The following is an 18,446-nucleotide window of genomic DNA, read 5'->3' on the forward strand; positions in this document are numbered from 1 at the left end:
TAATACCTGTCATCGATCATACAGTTTCCATCAGTTTGATTTTTGGAAAATATACCACCTCCAAAAATAATTGATGTCCAGAAAAGTTGAAATTCAAAGAATTAGGACACCTTATATCTTTTTTCTATAAATACTTGGAGAGATTCCTGCAATTTTTTTAAACGCACTATAAAAAGTAGACTTAGAGTTAAATCCAGATTCTAAAGCAATACCTACAATTGTATAATTTATAAAATTGACATTCCTTAGTTTTAATTTAGCATCTTCTACTCTAAATGTATTTATATAATCCGCAAAGTTTTTGCCCGTTAATTTATTCACCAATTGGGATAAATAATTACTGCTGATTTTTAGTTTTTTCGCAACACTTTCTAATCCTAAGTTAGGGTTTCTATATATTTTGACCTCCTTCATTAAGAATTCAAGTTCCTTATAGTATGAATTATCATTTGTTATATTACAAGGAGTACTGTTGCTACATATTTGTTTCAGTTTTTTTTCTGTAAGCTTTGCTATTAAATGAAATAAGAACACGTGATCATTTGTAAAGTAATTCTTTTCTGAATGTTCAGAATCCAGAACACCTATCACTGTCCCTTCAATACATATTGGAACGGATAGTTCTGACATTCTAGAGGCATCATCGATAATATATGTTGAGTTTTTACTTACATCATTGACTCGCTGATATCTTCCTGATTCTGCCACATTTCCAACAATACCTTTTCCTTTCTTTATTTTAATTGGACTTATGATTTTTTTTTCTCCATTGTTTTTGTTTCCAAACGCTGCTTTTTGAATCAAATATTGTTTTTCTTTATCAAGCATGTAGATAACACAATCTTCTAAATGGAGATGGGAAATACAATTTTCTACAATATCCCAAAGTACATCATTAACATTATTTTTTTCGAAAAGCGATGTTGCAAAATAACTCAGTATGGAGATTGTTTGGATAGGTGCATTGTGCAAATAATCATCCTCAAACTCATCAAAGACTTCATCAAGATAAGGAATTGATACTCTTTTATTAGTAGCATTAGATGGCGCATCTTTTTTAGAATATGATTTCTCATATGCTTGTTTATTATTTACAGAGGTCTGAAAAGTCTCTCTTGATGTAATATGTTGCTCAAAAGAATTTAGAAAAACAGTATTTAATGATTCTGAATGCTCTACGAATCTCAAAAAAAGAGGAAGAAATAAGATGCTTAGGACACACCAAAAGTTTACTCCTAGACTAAGATCATTATATAAAAGAGATGTGTCATATTTTAGTGTATATAATGTAAGTATCGCAATTATAAATAATATATATATTTCTATTGGCTTACATATAACTTGCTTGGCATTTTTATAGCCTGAATTTTTCTGAGTGTCCATTTTACTTTTTTTGTCCTTACAAAAACAACTTGAGTCAAACCCGAAAAAGAGGTTATACTTTCAAATTAAATTTGTTTGCTTTTAAATACGTAAGCAAGGTAAAATAAGAAGCAGAGGTTAGGTTGTACTATAGTTACCAATACATGGACTATGGTTACATTAGTAACAAAATCAAGGTTTTACAAAGGTTTGTGAGGTTTATTTTCTGGATTCTGATGGAGGTTTGCCAAATTCTTCTACATATACTCTAGTAAAATATGCAGGATCCTTGAATCCAGTTTGATATGCAATTTCGGCAATTGAAAATTCCTTATTATTTAGTAAATCCCGCGCATGTTGTAGTCTAATTTTACGAATAAATTTAGTAGGAGACATGCCTGTTAAGTTTTTAATTTTTCTGAACAAATGAACTCTGCTCATATGTAACCTCTCTGCCAATAAAGGTATACTAAACTCATCATTATCCATATGATCTTTCACGATATCAATAACAGATTGCATAAAGCTGTCTATAGCTTTATTTTCAGAAATGCTTACTACATCTTCTCGATCATACTTTTCTCTTAATTTTCTTCTAGTTTGTATTAAGTGATTTACTCTAATCAACAATTCTTCTCTATCAAAAGGTTTCGCCAAATATGCATCTGCTCCAATTTTCAAACCTTCTATTTGGCTATTCTGATTTGCTTTGGCCGTTAAGAAAATAAGAGGAATATGATCGGTAGCTATATGATCTTTGATCATTGTTCCTAACTTTATACCATCCCATTTAGGCATCATAATATCGGAAATCACGAGATCAGGAAGGTGTTCCTGACATAGCTCCCATGCATGCTGTCCATTACTTGCTAATAACACTTTATAACTTGATGCCAAACAAAATTGAATATATTCTTGTACTTCTTTATGATCTTCTGCGACTAAAACTATTGGTAAAGACGAATCTTGTGAATCTAACCCTTTATCAGAATCCTGAAAATCAGGTGATATAGTTACTGGTATACGTATGCTAAAAGTAGTTCCTATTCCTTTTTCACTTTCTACAGTAATATCTCCCTGCATAAGCTCAACAAGTTCCTTCGTTAGTGTTAAGCCCAATCCCACTCCTTTTTCCTGTGCGGTTTGGGATCTTGTAAAAGGGTCATATAGGATTTTTAAGAAATCAGAAGAAATACCAATTCCTGAATCCTTTATAATAACATTGATAACAGAATTTTCTTTATTTTCTGTGTATTTTATTTGTAAAGACACTGTTCCACCAACTACATTATATTTAATAGCATTCGAAACTAAGTTGGTAGTAATTTTTCTCCATTTGTCTTCGTCAAAATACATGTTCAATTCTTCAGGAACACTCGAAAATGTAAGTGATATTTCTTTTTCCTCTGCAAGAGAATTAAATGAATATAATAGATACCTCTGAAAAGAAATAAAATCTCCCATCTGTTCATCTACCTCTATCTGATCATCCTGCATCTGTGCAATTTCCAAAATTTGATGTACCTGATTAGATAAATGGTTTGCCTGATCTTCAATTTGGTTTAAATGCTTATTCTCTTTTGATTGATTATTATTTACAGATTTAGTTCTTATCTGATCAACTGCACCCAAAATTACAGTAAGTGGAGTTCTAAACTCATGTGCGATTTGATTAAACCATCGTGTTTTTACTTGTGCCAGATTAGAAACGTATTCTTTCTCTGTCTCCGCGACTCTTCTTCTTAACTGAATTTTATAAAAGATGTACATTAACAGAAATAGAAACAGTGAATACATTACATACGCCACATTAGTTTTATACCAAGGAGGTAATACGATCACCGCTATTGGGTTATGTATAATTTCCCAGGTATCCTCAGAACTGGATGCTTTAACATGTAATGTATAGTTTCCTTTCGGCAAGTAAGACAAAGTAATTAATCCTTTTTCCTGAATTGGCAACCAGTCCTCATGAAACCCTTGTAACCAAAACTGATATCTAACATTCTCTGGCCTCTCAAAAGTTAAAGTCTGAAAATGAAGACTAATATTTTGGTCTTCAGGATATACTTTTATTTGATCTTGCTTTATGTCTCTTTTATTAGGAAACTTCTCTACAACTGTTGTATCTGCTTTATATTTTGTAAAAGATAACCACGTTAAATTAGGAGCATCATCAATAGTAGAAGTTAATTGATCTGGATGAAAATATTGAACACCTCCTTCACTTCCAATCCATATAAATCCTTCTTTATTTTGGTATACAGAACTCAATACCATAGAGTTATCAAATAAGCCATCTTTTACATTGTAAATTGTAAATTTTTTGGTTTTAGGATGATATGATATGATTCCGTGACTCACAGTACTCAACCAAATCACACCATTTTTATCACTTATAATATTTAAAATTTTATCATTTGGCATTTGATCATTTCTGAGAAATCTTTGAAATTTTTCTGTATTGATATCAAGATTATTAAGTCCACCATCTGTTCCAATCCATAACACGCCTTTATGATCTTGATGTATGGTTTGAATTAGATTAGAGCTAATACTTTTTGGATCATTAATATCGTGCAAGTATTGTTTATATTCGTAAGTGTTATCTGCTGTAATTGTACTGGCTTTCGAAAATTTTAGCAACCCTTTTCCGATACTTCCCAGCCACACATTATCTTGATTATCATTATATAACTCTATAATTCCTGTGTTTTCTTTAAAAACTGGAATACTAAAATTATCCTGATCCTTCAAACTATAAATAATAATATTATCCCATTGCGCAATCCATAATCTTTGATTTTTATCCTCTATAATTCGCCAACTTACTCCTAGAGGAAATTCTAATTCTGGAAAATATATTGGTGTTGTGATATTAGTTTCGGGATTAATTTTTAACAATCCCAATTCATTATTATCATCCTTTCCCATAGTATATAAAAACGTATCACTAGCACAAATCATGGATGTAACGATACTTTTTCTAACTTTTTTAGGAGGATTATCAGGGTTTTTGTCCCAAGAATAAATACCATCAGAAAGTGCATACCAAATTTTATTACCACATTCTACAATTTCTCTCGCTTTACCTATATTTCCTAAAAAAGGATGTCTAAGTGGTTTATGAGGAATGAGTTGAAATGCTCCCAAATTAGTCCCAATCCAATAGTTATCTTCTTGATCCTGAAACATACAATTGGCTTTAATATTCTTTGATGATTTAGAGTTTAATAAATCTTTTATTGGTATTACACTACTCTGACCGAGATTGGGTGAAAATTTATAGATCTTGTCTCCAGCATTTATCCAGATATATTCATCTTTATCTTTAAAAATAAAAGGTCGCTCTCGAACACTAGTGGTGTATTTGGTTTCAAAATCTAATTTTTTGAGTTGCCAGATGCTATCCGATTTATAAGCAAGTATTAATTCCTCGTTTGTATATACTAGCATACTATCCCTAGAAACAGTATAAATATTACGAAATTGTTTGCCTTTAAGTAGGTTGATTTTTTGAATAGTATCATTTACGATATCATATATCTCCTTGGAGTGTTTTACTAAAATACGTTTTGAACCATTTTCTGAAATACTGATATTAGAAGAGGTATTATCATAAAATCTTTTGATAGTACTATCCTTTGGCTGGTAACGAAATACTCCAACAGTAGAAGAAATCCAAATATTTTCTTTATGATCACTTACCAGATTGTTGATATTAGCCATGTTATAATCGGTAGTGTCGGCATTGACAAAAAGTTGGGAGAAGATTTCTTGATATGGATCTAAAACATTAACTCCTCCTCCAAGCGTTCCTAAATATAGTTTATGATCATTATCAATTTGTGTTATACTGCGAATCCAATTGGCTCTAAGCGCTTCTGTGTCTCCTGGAACATAGGTGTAAATCTTAAATTTCTGACCATCAAAACGATTTAATCCGTATTGCGTAGCAAACCATATAAAACCATCTTTGTCTTGAAATATATTAGAAACCCAATTATTAGATAGTCCATTAAAAACATTATATGATTTAACATTATAAGTAACATCTGCCTGTCCAGAAATATCGAAATAGGATAGTAGAAAGCATGCAAAAAACACTATTAATTTATGGATGCACTTCATTGGTTTTTAAATATCTAACACGATTTAATTTGGTATTTAACTTTGTACCTTATTGTAAAAGAACAACTTTTTTTACAATATCTCACTTTAAGATACCGCTACAAGAAGTTTTATATCTCTTAGTAATTTTAGATTATTTAAGTTCTAAAGAAGTTTCTCTGTATTCGTTAGGAGAAATACCCGTATGTTTTTTGAAAGCATTATAAAAAGTAGATTTAGAATTGAAACCAGATTCTAAAGCAATTGCCAAAACGGTATAATTAGCAAAATTAGGGTCTTTAAGTTTAGACTTAGCATCTTCAACACGAAAGCTATTCACATAGTCCGAAAAATTAGCTCCACTTAATTTATTAACCATCTGCGATAAATAGTTGCTACTTATTTTTAGCATTTTAGAAATACCTTCTAAACCTAAACTTGCATCCCTATATATTTTGGCTTCTTTCATCAAGAAATTAAGTTCTTTAAAATACATATTATCATCTGTGATATTAGTAGTATTCTTTACATTAATCTGTGCTAATTTCTTTGATGTAAGTTTTGCAATTAGCTGAAACAAAATAATGTGGTTTTCATTAAAGAACCCTTCTTGAGAATGTTCTGAATCTAAAACTCCTACCACTTTATCATCAACAATGATAGGAACAGCTAATTCTGATCTACGGTAAATATCATCAACAACATATCTATTATCATACGTTACATTATAAACACATTCGTACGCTCCTGATAACGCAACTTGCCCTACAATTCCTTCACCTAAAGAAATCTCAATAGGGCTTAATATACTTCGGCCTCCTCCATCTTTATTGCCATAAGCTGCCTTTTGGATCAAAACTTTCTTCGAGACATCCAATATATATATAACACAATCTTCTAATTGCAAATAAGAGATGCAATTCTCTACGATATCCCACAATACATCTTCTAGCTTATTTTTGTCAAATAAGGATGTTGAAAAATAACTCAATATACCCGTAATCTGAGACGGTTTATCATAATGTATCAATTCTAATTCTTCTTCAGAAAACATGTGGTTTAATCCAGACATTCTAAAATTCTGAATTGCCTTTTGTACCTCTTCTTCCTCCGTTTTATTTTTCATAGATACATCATTAAGATGCTTTGATCCTAAAAATAAAAAGGTGAAGTAAAATACCATATACATTATCCAATACGGATAATATGGAAAATGTCCACTTATATCCTCTCTAATAAAAAATAAAATAATTGTGAGCAGCCATATCACATTAAATGTAATGAACACCGCAACAATGGTCTTAATCCATTGCGTTTTTTTCTTAACTTCGGTAAAAGATAATTTCCCTATAGCATGCTCATATTTACGAATGATCACTAGGTTGCATATACTTAGAACGATACTAAATGTCACTGCAGAATTTTCATCGATTTCTGTATGAATAATCGTAAAGATTTCTTTTGAAATCCAGGCATAATCTAAAAATATATTAATCTTAAGTATTGTGTATAAAGCAAAAAAGCCTATAAAAGGAAAGAATAGATAGATTCTATTCCTTTTATATATTTCTTCTTTTTTAAGGTAATAACAAATAAATGCTGTAAAATATACTGGAGATAAATATTGAAATGGGATAAATAAAACCAATATCCATGGATATTGCTTATGAAGCCCAAAATCCATCAATAGCACCTGGATAATTACTAGGTTTGCCGTGATAAAAAACCCATAAAAATACCTGAAAGTTTTGCCTTTTTTCCAATGCTTAACAAGCCTCCACAGTGCGAGAATAACAAGCACCAGGCATCCTATAAAGATAACCGTATTGTAGGGGTTTACTTTCATTACGTTGGTTAATAAACTTTTATATAAGGTAACAAAAAAGATTGATTGTCTATATATAATTGTTTAAATAAATTCTAAACCCAACAAATTTATGCTTATGATTTTATTTTATTTCTAAAGGAACTTTTTCTGTTTGCTTACCATCCGAAATAATTAGTTCATATTTTCCTACAGGAAGATAATACTTACCATTTTTCTTTTTAGAAATATCTTCATCAGGGAATTCTTTTAACAACGCTTTCCTTCCTTTATCAGAAATTGTAAGGTCATAATCCGCATAATTCAGACCTTTATCTGCATTAGAAGAAAACTCTTGAAGAATTTTACCACTTTCTAAAGCAACTTTAACTGAGATGGCACCTGTCTTATTCGAATAATATTTCAAGGTTGTAGAAGGTTCGTAAGCATCCAACCATTTGCTCCACGAACTTCCCCATCTTGGAGAAGCCTTTACCGTATTTGCTGGATACAAATATAAAGCTGAACTAAGAATTTGTTCATTTAAGTTTTGTAGTGATTCGATATTAGTTTTATAAATACTTCTACCATGTGTTCCTAATAACAGATCATTCGCCACTGGTTGTACTACAATATCATGAACCGCAACATTAGGCAACCCTTTAGAAAATACTTGCCAGGTGTTTCCTTTATCAAGAGATACATATGCTCCATTATCTGTTCCTACATATAGGATATTTTCATTTACTGGATCTTCTTTGATTACATTTACAGCTGATGCTGGAATATTTTGACCAATGTTTTTCCAGGTATTTCCATAGTCATCACTTGCATATACATATGCTGTAAAATCATCCCATCGATATCCATTAAGACTTACATATACTCGTTCTTTTTTATGAGATGAAGCAACAACTCTAGACACCCATAAATCTTTTGGGAGATTATCCGAAATTTTGCTCCAATTTCCACCCCCATTCTTCGTAACATGTACCAAACCATCATCACTACCAGTATACATTAGTCCAAACTGAAATGTTGACTCCGCAATTGATGTTAGAGTGCCATAGGCAACATTTCCTTTTTTTCCTCCATTCGTTAAATCGCCTGATATAGGAGTCCAATCATCACCTTGATTCATGGAACGCATTAATTTATTACCTCCCAAATAAAGAATATCTTGATTGTGCGGAGATAATAAAATAGGGGTTTGCCAATTAAATCGATATGGAGATTCTCCTAATTCATGCTTTGGCTGAATATATTTTTGATCATTGGTTGAGCGGTTTAATCTAAAATAATTTCCAAATTGAAACCCAGTATATACAATATTACTATCTCTATTATCAATTTGTACCTGCATTCCATCACCTCCCATAATACTTTCCCAAGGATAGTGTCCACTTTGATGCCATGATTTATCTTCTCTTGATGTTACAGATCCGACCCAAACGCCATTATCCTGTAACCCTCCATAGACATTATAAGGTTTCTCATGATCTATGTTGATTGCATAAAATTGTCCTACATTGGGTTGATTTGCTTTAATCCAGTTTTCTCCATCATCATAAGTTATATTAACACCTCCATCATTTCCGTTAACAAGATGGTTTGGGTTTTTAGGGTTTATCCAAAGTGCGTGATGATCCGCATGAACATTCTCTGCGCTGATACTTTTATACGTTTTTCCTCCATCTTTGGATTTTAGGATCGGTACACCAGAAATATAGATGTGATTCTTATTTGTTGGATTTACCTGTATTTGCGCAAAATAGTACCCATAACTATAGAAAATATCATCCAGGTATTCCTTATGTGTTTTCTTCCAGGTCTTTCCTCCATCATCGCTTCTATATACTTCTGCTCCGACTACAGGAGTATCAAAAAGTGCTGCATTTGCATTTTCTAAATACTTTGCAAGATCTATAGGTTTTACAGAACCGCTTCGAACCATCTGTTTCACATTTTCTGCACGATACTTTTCCTGAAATCCATTGGTTTTTAGATAACGATTTAGCTTTTTATCTTCTAGATTTAAAAAAGTATCTACAGACATGGTTTTAAAATCATCTTTAGTTAATCCAGAACCTTTGTCTGTCTTTTTGCTTTCGTCTCTCCTAAATTGACTATCGTGAACTGCATATAAAGTAGTTTCATCGTAAACCGCTAATCCTATTCTTCCAACTCCATCTCCTGTGGGAAAACCGCTTCCTTTTTCTGAAATTTTATTCCAGGTATTCCCAGCATCCATACTCTTATAAATACCAGAACCTATACCATTCCCTTCAAAATTCCATGCTTTTCGATCCTTATCCCAAGCAGCGGCATACATAACATTAAAGTTTCCTGGTGCATACGCAACATCTATAATTCCAGTTTCGCTGTCAATAAATAGTGTTTTTTTCCAGGTAACTCCTCCATCTATCGTTTTATAAATTCCTCTTTCTTCATTAGAAGAATATAAGTGTCCTGTAACACCAACTATCACCTCATCAGAGTTATCAGGATTAATGATAATGCGTCCGATATGATGAGAATCAATAAGCCCAACATTATTCCATGTTTTACCTTTATCCAAAGATTTTAATATTCCTATTCCTGCATAAGATGATCTTGAAGAATTATTTTCTCCAGTCCCAACCCAGATAATTCCTTTTTTCCAATCCACCGCAATATCTCCAACATTGATTGTTTCTGCAGAATCCAAAACAGGTTCGAAAGTTGTTCCATTATTGATAGTATACCATAATCCTCCAGAGGCATAGGCTACATAAAACTCTGTGGTATTATCAGGATTTACATCCACATCAACTACACGACCACTCATAACTGATGGGCCAATATTCTGAAAGGGAACATTCTTTACTAAGGATGATTTTTCGAGCTGTTTTTTCTGTAATAATGCTTTTTGTATTTCTTCAGCCTGAGTTGCAGATTGCTGAGAAAAAATAGAAATACTAATGAGTGGTAATAAAAAAGCTAAAACGTATGTTTTCATTATGATGGAAATTTAGTTCGCTGAAAGTATATAATGCTAATATAGTGTCAAAATTTTTAGAGATTGTTTAACAATACGTCAAAAACGATTCTTCAAAAAACGATATCATTCTGGCTTATTTTTGCGTTTGTCGTGGATTTTTCGTTAATTCATTGATAACTAATCAAAACACAAACAATTATGGAAGAATACTTGCCATTAATTATTCAATTAATCAGTGGGGCAGTTGGAGGAAATATCGCTGGCTCTTTGTTAAAGAATGCCTCTCTAGGTAGAGTTGGAAATTCAATTCTCGGAATACTCGGAGGAGGAATAGGAGGCTATTTACTAAGTTATCTAGGAATAGACACATCTGGAGGCATGGATATCGCTGGGATATTAGGAAGCATTGCTGGTGGTGGAGTTGGTGGTGGAGTTTTAATGGCCATTATTGGCTTTATTAAAAAAGCAATCAGCAAATAAAACATCGGTTTTAGTTAAAAAAATATTAGGTATTCATATACTTTGCAAAAGGGACTCAAATCTTCTGAGTTCCTTTTTTTATTACGCAAATAATTATTCTATTTTTGGAAACACATCTTTTTTAAAAATAAAATCATGAAATATCATCAAATAGATAAAAACCTCTTCATTAAGAATAGAAAAAATTTCGCTGCTAAAATGAAACCTAATAGTATTGCGGTTTTTAATAGTAATGATATCTATCCTATTAGTGCTGATAGTACGATGCCTTTTGAACAACATAGAGATATTTTTTATCTAAGTGGTGTTGACCAGGAAGAAAGTATATTAGTACTATTTCCTGATGCTCCTAATGAAAAACATCGTGAAATTTTGTTCTTAAAAGAGACCAGCGAATTAATAGCGATATGGGAAGGTGAAAAATTAACTAAAGAAACAGCTTTTGAAACCTCAGGAATCAAAACGGTGTATTGGTTACAAGATTTAGAGAAGATTTTCTTTGAGATTATGACACAATGCGATACAGTATATGTTAATACAAATGAACATTATAGAGCTAATGTTGAAACAGAAACTCGTGAAGATCGTTTTACCAAATGGTGGAAAGCCAAATATCCTGCTCACACTGTAGCAAAAAGCAATCCTATTTTACAACGACTTCGTTCAGTAAAGGATTCTATAGAAATTGATTTGATGCAGACAGCTTGTAATATTACAGAAAAAGGGTTTAGAAGATTGCTTGGTTTTGTAAAGCCAGGAGTATGGGAATATAATATTGAAGCAGAATTACTACATGAGTTTGTCAATAACAGATCTAAGGGTTTTGCATATACTCCAATCATTGCTAGTGGTAATAATGCTAATGTACTACATTATATAGAGAATAATCAACAGTGTAAAGAAGGTGAATTAATATTAATGGATATCGCGGCAGAGTACGCTAATTACGCTAGTGATTTAAGTCGAACGATTCCTGTATCGGGTACATACACTAATCGCCAAAGAGCCGTTTATGATGCCGTTCTTAGGGTAAAAAATGAAGCAACCAATATGCTAGTTCCTGGTACCATTTGGGCGGATTATCATATAGAAGTTGGTAAAATTATGACTTCAGAATTACTTGGTCTTGGGCTTATTGATAAAGCTGATGTTCAAAAAGAAGATCCAGATTGGCCAGCATATAAAAAGTATTTTATGCATGGTACTTCTCATCATATTGGCTTAGATACTCATGACTACGGAATCTTAACAGAACCTATGCAGGCAAATATGGTTTTCACAGTAGAACCAGGAATTTATATTCCTGATGAAGGATTCGGAATCAGATTAGAAGATGATGTTGTAATACAAGAAAAAGGAGCGCCTTTTAATTTAATGGGTAATATTCCTATTGAAGCAGAAGAAATTGAAGAATTAATGAACAAGTCATAAACTTAATATTAATACCATTATATATCAGAAGCCTTATAACTTTAAAAAAGTTGTAGGGCTTTTTTATGATTGTTTTTTGAAATTTTGTAGAATATTTATGACTGTTTCATCGTTGCCTAGCAAAACGTTAAAGATTAAGAATGCAACGAATGAAAATTACAGCTGGTCATCAACAGGCAATGCCTTATTTGGTGGTTGAAAATGCAGACGATTTTATTGATTTTATCCGAAAAATATTCAATGCTCAGGAAATGGTGCGTAAAGTAGATGCTGCCTATAAAATTGAGCACTCTGAAGTAATGATCGGAGACACTACCATAATGATTACCGAAGCCTCTACAACCTATCCTGCCCAACACACCTCTATGTATGTGTATGTAAAAGATACCGACCAAACCTACTATAATGCGATAGATGCAGGCGCCAAATCTTTAATGCAACCAATGGAAGAAGATTATGGAGCCCGCGGCGCTGGTTTTAAAGATCCGTATGGTAATACCTGGTGGATCGCTACCTTGAATTAATCACATCCCAAATCTAATCGAGATGCATCGTCATTATTGGGGAAACAATTTCCAGAATTAATTGATTCAGGTACATACCTATTTAGCTCAGGATCTCTTAAACTATTGGTAATAAAAGAAGTCATATTATCAATTTCCAGTTCTGTAAGATTTATTGTTCCAAATTGAGATGCTAAATTTTCTTCAGGTACTTCTGTATTTTGTGGAACTCCATTATTTTTATAGGCTATCACATCTTTTATAGAAGTAAAAGTTCCTCCATGACCATAGAAACCATTATCTACTATATTATATAATGTAGGAGTTTTGAATTTATAATTATCTGCAGGATCATTAGTAAAGTTTCCTCTTCCTCTTTTAACGTTTTCAATATTTACATCGTATAAAAGTAATGCACCACTAACATTATCAAAATCTCCCATACCAAAAGAATGGAAACCTTTATCGTTTAAAGCAGGACCTGTATGACACTCATAACATTTCCCATTTCCGAAGAAAGCAATAGCACCTTTTTTCTCTGTATCGGTCAACGCGTTAGTATCCCCTTTTAACCATTCTTGCCAAGGAGATTTATTGGCTAATAATGTTCTCTCATATGCTGCAATTGCCAAAGCCGCATTGTCTTTTGTATATCTTTCGTTTTCTGCAACATCTGGAAAAGCAGCATCAAAAAGACCTTTGTATCCAAAAGTATTTACAAAGTCTTCATCAATTAATAATCTATGTACTTTTTGTCCTTTAATAGCTTGTACTTCGACCCCTTGAAACCCTAAGAAATTCTCCTGTATATTAGTCCAACTGGCTTCTGTACCTGCATTAGTCCCTGTTCCTCCAAACTGTCCATTCCAGAGCATCACATCCTGATAAGCGACATTTAGTATTGTCGGTGATCGTAAAGGTTGAATATCTACAGAATCTCTATTTACCGTACTATTTACAATTCTCTCTTCTCCTCTTACTCCAAAACCTACTCCACATTCTCCAATTCCTTGCCTCAATCCTGCACTAAATCCTGCTGCAGCTTGGTGACAAGAAGCACAAGAATAAGTAGCTTTCATCTCAGGAATTTTTGGGCTTCCTCCAGTTGCTGTCTCGTGCATTAATAATTTACCCAAGGCAACTTTTTCTTTAGTAATTGGGTTTAGAGGATCTTGTGGAATACTTGTATAATCATCACTTTCTGGAAGTACAAAGAAAGTTGCCCCTTCACCATTAGATGCATTATCCAATGCAACTAATAATTGATCATCTAAACTAGAAGTTATAGGAATATAGTCATCCTTGGTACATGATGACAAAATAAGTGTAATGGCAGTTAGAATTGCTAATTTTTTCATTTGGTATATGTTTCCCTTTTTAGATGAGTTTTTTGCTATCAACATTCTTAATAAAATGTTAAAGGCGCGAATTTAATAAAAAAGGTAATACCATAGACTATTTACTTTTTAAAAATAACGCTTATTATTCTGAAGGTGTCATTTTTATAAAAGTATTACTAATGATAAGACAAAAAATAGCAGGTAATAACCAAGCTAAACTATATTGACCAAATGGAATCAACTCCAAAATTGGTTGTACTTGCTCTTTAAACCCTATAGAAGCTAAAAAATCTGGCAAACTGAATATTATCGTTACAATAACAACCGCCCTAAACACAAATACTGGGGTAAATTTATCTGGCAAAACATTTAATAATATTAAAACGATTGTGATTGGATAAATAAACATTAATGCAGGTATCGCAACTACAATTATATCATGCACATCTAATTGTCCCATAGTAACTCCCAGAATACATCCAATAATAGCAGTAATAATATAAGCTTCTTGAGATTCTTTAAATATTCCTTTTATAAAATCTGCAGTTCCTGTCACAATTCCAACAGCTGTAGTAAAACAGGCAAGAGAAACCAGTACACTTAAAAACGTGCTTCCCACACTTCCTAACGTCTTCAGACTAAGTCCAGATAACAACTCTGTACGACTAATTTCTTGTTCAAAATCTCCATTAAATAATGCTCCATTAAATATCAAACCAGCATATACTATAAAGAGTCCAATACCAGCAATAATTCCAGAATTTCTTATCAGCGATCGATTTTCATCAAAGCTTTTCTTTCCTTTTAACTGAAGAGAAATTATAATTACTCCACCAACAACTACAGCCCCAATAGCATCAAATGTTTGATATCCTTCTAATAACCCATCGATAACAGGGGTTTGAAAAACTGAAGCGTTCATAGGAGGATGTGCAGCAAATATTCCAATGAAAATAATACTAAGAATAACCACAAAAATAATTGGTGTCAAAAACTTACCCAAGATGTTCAAAATCTTTGATCGATTCAATACAAAGAATAATACAATTGCAAAATATACACTACTGGTTAATAAAGAACTTGTTCCAAAAAAAGGTTGAATTGCCATTTCATGAGTTACTGAGGCAGTTCTTGGCGAAGGCAATGTGATTGAAATTGCATATACTATAAAACAATATATAAGACTAAACGTGGGAGACACTTTCTTTCCAAAATCTAACATAGTTCCTTGCAATCGAGCATGGGCAAAAATTCCAAGTAATGGAAGTACAACTGCAGAAATAACAAAACCTATTGTAACCCAAAACCACATATCTCCAGCCTTAAAACCTAGATTAGGAGGTAAAATCAAATTTCCAGCTCCAAAAAACATAGAGAACAAAGCAAATCCCGTAATAAAAGTTTCTTTATTAAATCGCATTTAGTTAGGTTTATATCGCTTAAACTAGCATTAGTATATTTATAAAAAAGTTGAAATATAAAATTTCAAAATGACATTAGCATATAAAGGCATTGAAATTAATTATCACATCTCAGGAAAAGGCACTCCTTTGGTTTTTTTACATGGCTTCTTAGAAAACTCAACGATGTGGGATGATATAATTTCAGATTTTAAAGATAGTCACACATGTATCACAATTGATCTATTAGGTCATGGAAAAACAGATTGTCTTGGTTATATACATACCATGGATGATATGGCAAATGCAACTCATGCCGTTTTAGAAACTATCAACATCCAAAACCCCGTATTGATTGGTCATTCTATGGGTGGTTATGTGGCCTTAGCATATTTAAGCTTATTTCCAGAAATAGCTACAGGACTTGTATTATTAAATTCGACCTCATTTCCTGACAGTGAAGAAAGGAAAATAAATCGCAGTCGAGCAATTGATATCGTAAAGAAAAACCCTCATGCTTATACTAGTATGGCAATTGCTAATCTTTTTGCGGAAGAAAATCGCTCTAAATTCAGAAATCAAATAGAAATTATAAAGAATGAAGCTGCAAAAACTCCTCTACAAGGAATAATAGCTGCTTTAGAAGGAATGAAAATTAGAAAAGATCATACAGACACTTTATTAAAATTTAATCACGCTAAGATCATTTTTTCTGGGGAGAAAGATCCTGTGATGTCGAACTCACAAAACATAGCAGAATCAAAACTTTGTAATACCGAATTAATAACCTTTGATGGAGGTCATATGTCCTATCTTGAAAACAGCGATGATTTTAAAAAATCATTACATCATTTCACAAAAGCTTTAGTGGTTTAATATCTTATTTACAACCTTGATAAAAAAGGGTAGCACAGGCCATTTTTATGCCTTATTTTACCGATGAAATACATTTTTACGGGTCAAAATCACTATAAAATACACTTTTAAAGCAAAATTTGACAATTTTTCAAATTTTTTTCTTACAAAATGCTGTTAATAACTAAAAAAACATTATTATTGTATTGATAATGAAATTTTAACCCCACAAAGATGAAGAAAAATACCCCCCATTCGTCATTCTCCATATCAAAAATATATTGTGCCTTATTTGGCCATAATTATGTTACTTCTAAACAGGTTACGCAGCATATAAAAGAATATACATGTTCTCATTGCCGTGAGCAAGCTACTACTAACAGCAGAGGTAGATTAGAAGTGATGACTCCGAAACTTAAAGAAATTAATGATGCTTTAGCTTCTGTTCATGCTAAGAAAATTGCAAGAAACAAAAACAATATAAATCTACAGGCAGCGTCTTAAACTATTCTTTTATAGGATTCCAACCTTGAGCTTGTAACTGAATCTTTTCGTTTGCTCTAGTTACCAATCCTATTCCACTTTTTTCATCGGTCATATGACCTATTACGGTAAGATTAGGGTTTGCTTTTATCTTTGAAAAATCTTCCTGTTTAATCGTAAACAATAATTCATAATCTTCTCCACCACTAAGTGCAACTGTTGTACTGTTTAATTTAAACTCTTCACAAGTAGAAATCACAGCTGGATCTAATGGTATTTTTTCTTCATAGAGATTTACTCCCACTTTAGACTTCGTACATAAATGAATTACTTCAGAAGATAATCCATCACTTATATCAATCATACTGGTAGGCTTTACTTCTAATGCCTTTAGAAGTTCTTGAATATCTTTTCTTGCCTCTGGTTTTAATTGACGTTCTATTAAATATGAATACTGATCTAAATCTGGTTGAGAATTAGGGTTTGCCTTATAGACTTGTTTTTCTCTTTCTAATATCTGAAGTCCTAAATAAGCAGCTCCTAAATCCCCAGTAACTACCAGCAGATCATTTTCTCCTGCTCCATCACGATATACCAAATCTTCTTCATCTGCCTGACCCACAGCAGTAATGCTAATCATTAGACCTGTCGTAGAAGAAGTTGTATCTCCTCCAACCACATCTACATTGTATATTTTAGCTGCTGTTTGAATGCCTGCATACAGCTCTTCTAACGCTTCTAGTGGAAATCTATTAGAAACTGCAATAGATATTGTAATCTGTGTTGCGGTAGCATTCATTGCATATACATCAGAAAGATTTACCATTACCGCTTTATAACCTAAATGTTTTAACGGAACATACGATAAATCAAAATGAACTCCTTCTATTAGTAAATCCGTAGTCAATACGCATTTCTTGTTTTTAAAATCCAACACTGCAGCATCATCTCCAATTCCTCGTATAGTAGATTCCTGAGTGATTTCGAAATTTTTACTTAAGTGATCTATTAACCCAAATTCTCCTAATTCGGACAAGGATGTTCTTGATGTGTTTTTATCTTCAATCATACTTGCAAAGGTAGGAAACAAGGGGATTTCAATACATAAAAAATCCCGAAAAAAATTTCGGGATTAATTTGTTAGCTCTAGATACATTCTCGTTCATAATCCGAAGCAGCAGCATCATCCATAACTTCTCCTTCTAAAAATGGAGTATCAGAAATTACCGTTAATTTATAAGTGCCATCAAAACCTGCACTTAGTCCCCAATCCCTAGCAACAGCTATATTATAAGTTTCATCCTCTGGTAACAGGATATTTCCTAATGAGACCTCTTCATTCTGGCCTGTACAACCGTAATGTGTAATTCCTCCATTGGTTAGTAAATTTGGGCCTCCTATTTCACCAAAATCGACATAAACATCCAATGAAACTACTGAACTACCTGTAACTTCTTCAATACTTATTGAAATTCTTGAACCTGCTTTAAACTGAAATTTATATATATCTTGACAAGTTTCAGATAAGTTACAGCTCCATTCTCCTTCTTTTTCTATTAGCGTTACACCTGGGTTTACTACTGGTACATCATCATCTTTAGAACAACTAATGGATAATACTATCACTAATAACATCATTACTCTTTTTAAAATCTGTGTTTTCATTGGTATTATTTTTTAATATTCTTCAACCACATA

General features: G+C 32.5%; 13 protein-coding genes. 5 read left to right on the forward strand and 8 right to left on the reverse strand.

Annotated features, from left to right (window positions below; all coding sequences use genetic code 11):
* Nucleotides 1-111: 111 nt before the first annotated feature.
* The 4 genes from QBK95_RS11505 to QBK95_RS11520 all read right to left on the reverse strand — a co-directional run bounded on the left by QBK95_RS11505 (nucleotide 112) and on the right by QBK95_RS11520 (nucleotide 10,274).
* On the reverse strand, nucleotides 112-1,383 hold the full coding sequence (locus tag QBK95_RS11505) for a helix-turn-helix domain-containing protein (protein ID WP_280933816.1): 1,272 nt from the start codon (nucleotides 1,381-1,383) through the stop codon (nucleotides 112-114).
* A 198-nt stretch (nucleotides 1,384-1,581) separates the two neighbouring features.
* Nucleotides 1,582-5,493 (reverse strand): hybrid sensor histidine kinase/response regulator transcription factor, encoded by a 3,912-nt coding sequence (locus QBK95_RS11510; protein ID WP_280933819.1) that lies wholly within the window; start codon nucleotides 5,491-5,493, stop codon nucleotides 1,582-1,584.
* 133 nt (nucleotides 5,494-5,626) lie between these two features.
* Nucleotides 5,627-7,318, reverse strand: a complete 1,692-nt coding sequence (locus QBK95_RS11515; RefSeq protein WP_280933820.1) for a helix-turn-helix domain-containing protein — start codon at nucleotides 7,316-7,318, stop codon at nucleotides 5,627-5,629.
* 103 nt (nucleotides 7,319-7,421) lie between these two features.
* The gene (locus QBK95_RS11520) at nucleotides 7,422-10,274 is read right to left on the reverse strand and encodes a beta propeller repeat protein (protein ID WP_280933822.1); all 2,853 of its coding nucleotides are present in this window, start codon (nucleotides 10,272-10,274) and stop codon (nucleotides 7,422-7,424) included.
* Between the two features lie 180 nt (nucleotides 10,275-10,454).
* On the opposite strand from QBK95_RS11520, the gene QBK95_RS11525 reads away from it, so the two are divergent.
* The 3 genes from QBK95_RS11525 (at nucleotide 10,455) to QBK95_RS11535 (ending at nucleotide 12,691) form a co-directional block, all read left to right on the forward strand.
* Nucleotides 10,455-10,736, forward strand: coding sequence for a hypothetical protein (locus QBK95_RS11525; RefSeq protein WP_280933824.1), 282 nt, complete (start codon nucleotides 10,455-10,457; stop codon nucleotides 10,734-10,736).
* 135 nt (nucleotides 10,737-10,871) lie between these two features.
* Nucleotides 10,872-12,167, forward strand: coding sequence for an aminopeptidase P family protein (locus QBK95_RS11530; protein ID WP_280933825.1), 1,296 nt, complete (start codon nucleotides 10,872-10,874; stop codon nucleotides 12,165-12,167).
* Between the two features lie 140 nt (nucleotides 12,168-12,307).
* Nucleotides 12,308-12,691: a VOC family protein gene (locus QBK95_RS11535; RefSeq protein WP_280933827.1), complete on the forward strand. Its 384-nt coding sequence runs from the start codon at nucleotides 12,308-12,310 to the stop codon at nucleotides 12,689-12,691.
* Here the strand turns inward: QBK95_RS11535 and QBK95_RS11540 are convergent.
* Nucleotides 12,688-14,028 (reverse strand): cytochrome-c peroxidase, encoded by a 1,341-nt coding sequence (locus QBK95_RS11540; protein WP_280933830.1) that lies wholly within the window; start codon nucleotides 14,026-14,028, stop codon nucleotides 12,688-12,690. The two genes, QBK95_RS11535 and QBK95_RS11540, sit on opposite strands and share 4 nt — an antisense overlap.
* 124 nt (nucleotides 14,029-14,152) lie before the next feature.
* Nucleotides 14,153-15,430 carry a branched-chain amino acid transport system II carrier protein gene (gene brnQ, locus QBK95_RS11545; protein ID WP_280933832.1) on the reverse strand — a complete coding sequence of 426 codons (1,278 nt, stop codon included), beginning with the start codon at nucleotides 15,428-15,430 and terminating at the stop codon, nucleotides 14,153-14,155.
* A 70-nt stretch (nucleotides 15,431-15,500) separates the two neighbouring features.
* Here brnQ and QBK95_RS11550 point away from each other — a divergent pair, with 70 nt between their 5' ends.
* Both QBK95_RS11550 and QBK95_RS11555 read left to right on the forward strand, forming a co-directional pair.
* On the forward strand, nucleotides 15,501-16,286 hold the full coding sequence (locus QBK95_RS11550; protein ID WP_280933834.1) for an alpha/beta fold hydrolase: 786 nt from the start codon (nucleotides 15,501-15,503) through the stop codon (nucleotides 16,284-16,286).
* Nucleotides 16,287-16,499: 213 nt separating this feature from the next.
* Nucleotides 16,500-16,769 carry a DUF1660 family phage protein gene (locus tag QBK95_RS11555; protein ID WP_280933835.1) on the forward strand — a complete coding sequence of 90 codons (270 nt, stop codon included), beginning with the start codon at nucleotides 16,500-16,502 and terminating at the stop codon, nucleotides 16,767-16,769.
* Nucleotide 16,770: 1 nt separating this feature from the next.
* Here QBK95_RS11555 and thiL read toward each other — a convergent pair whose 3' ends face one another.
* Complete coding sequence (thiL, locus tag QBK95_RS11560; protein WP_280933837.1) at nucleotides 16,771-17,817, reverse strand: thiamine-phosphate kinase; 1,047 nt, start codon at nucleotides 17,815-17,817, stop codon at nucleotides 16,771-16,773.
* A gap of 77 nt (nucleotides 17,818-17,894) precedes the next feature.
* The gene (locus QBK95_RS11565; RefSeq protein ID WP_280933839.1) at nucleotides 17,895-18,413 is read right to left on the reverse strand and encodes a PPC domain-containing protein; all 519 of its coding nucleotides are present in this window, start codon (nucleotides 18,411-18,413) and stop codon (nucleotides 17,895-17,897) included.
* Nucleotides 18,414-18,446 lie beyond the last annotated feature (33 nt).

It is taken from the genome of Aquimarina mycalae, from assembly GCF_029906345.1.
Classification (GTDB): domain Bacteria; phylum Bacteroidota; class Bacteroidia; order Flavobacteriales; family Flavobacteriaceae; genus Aquimarina.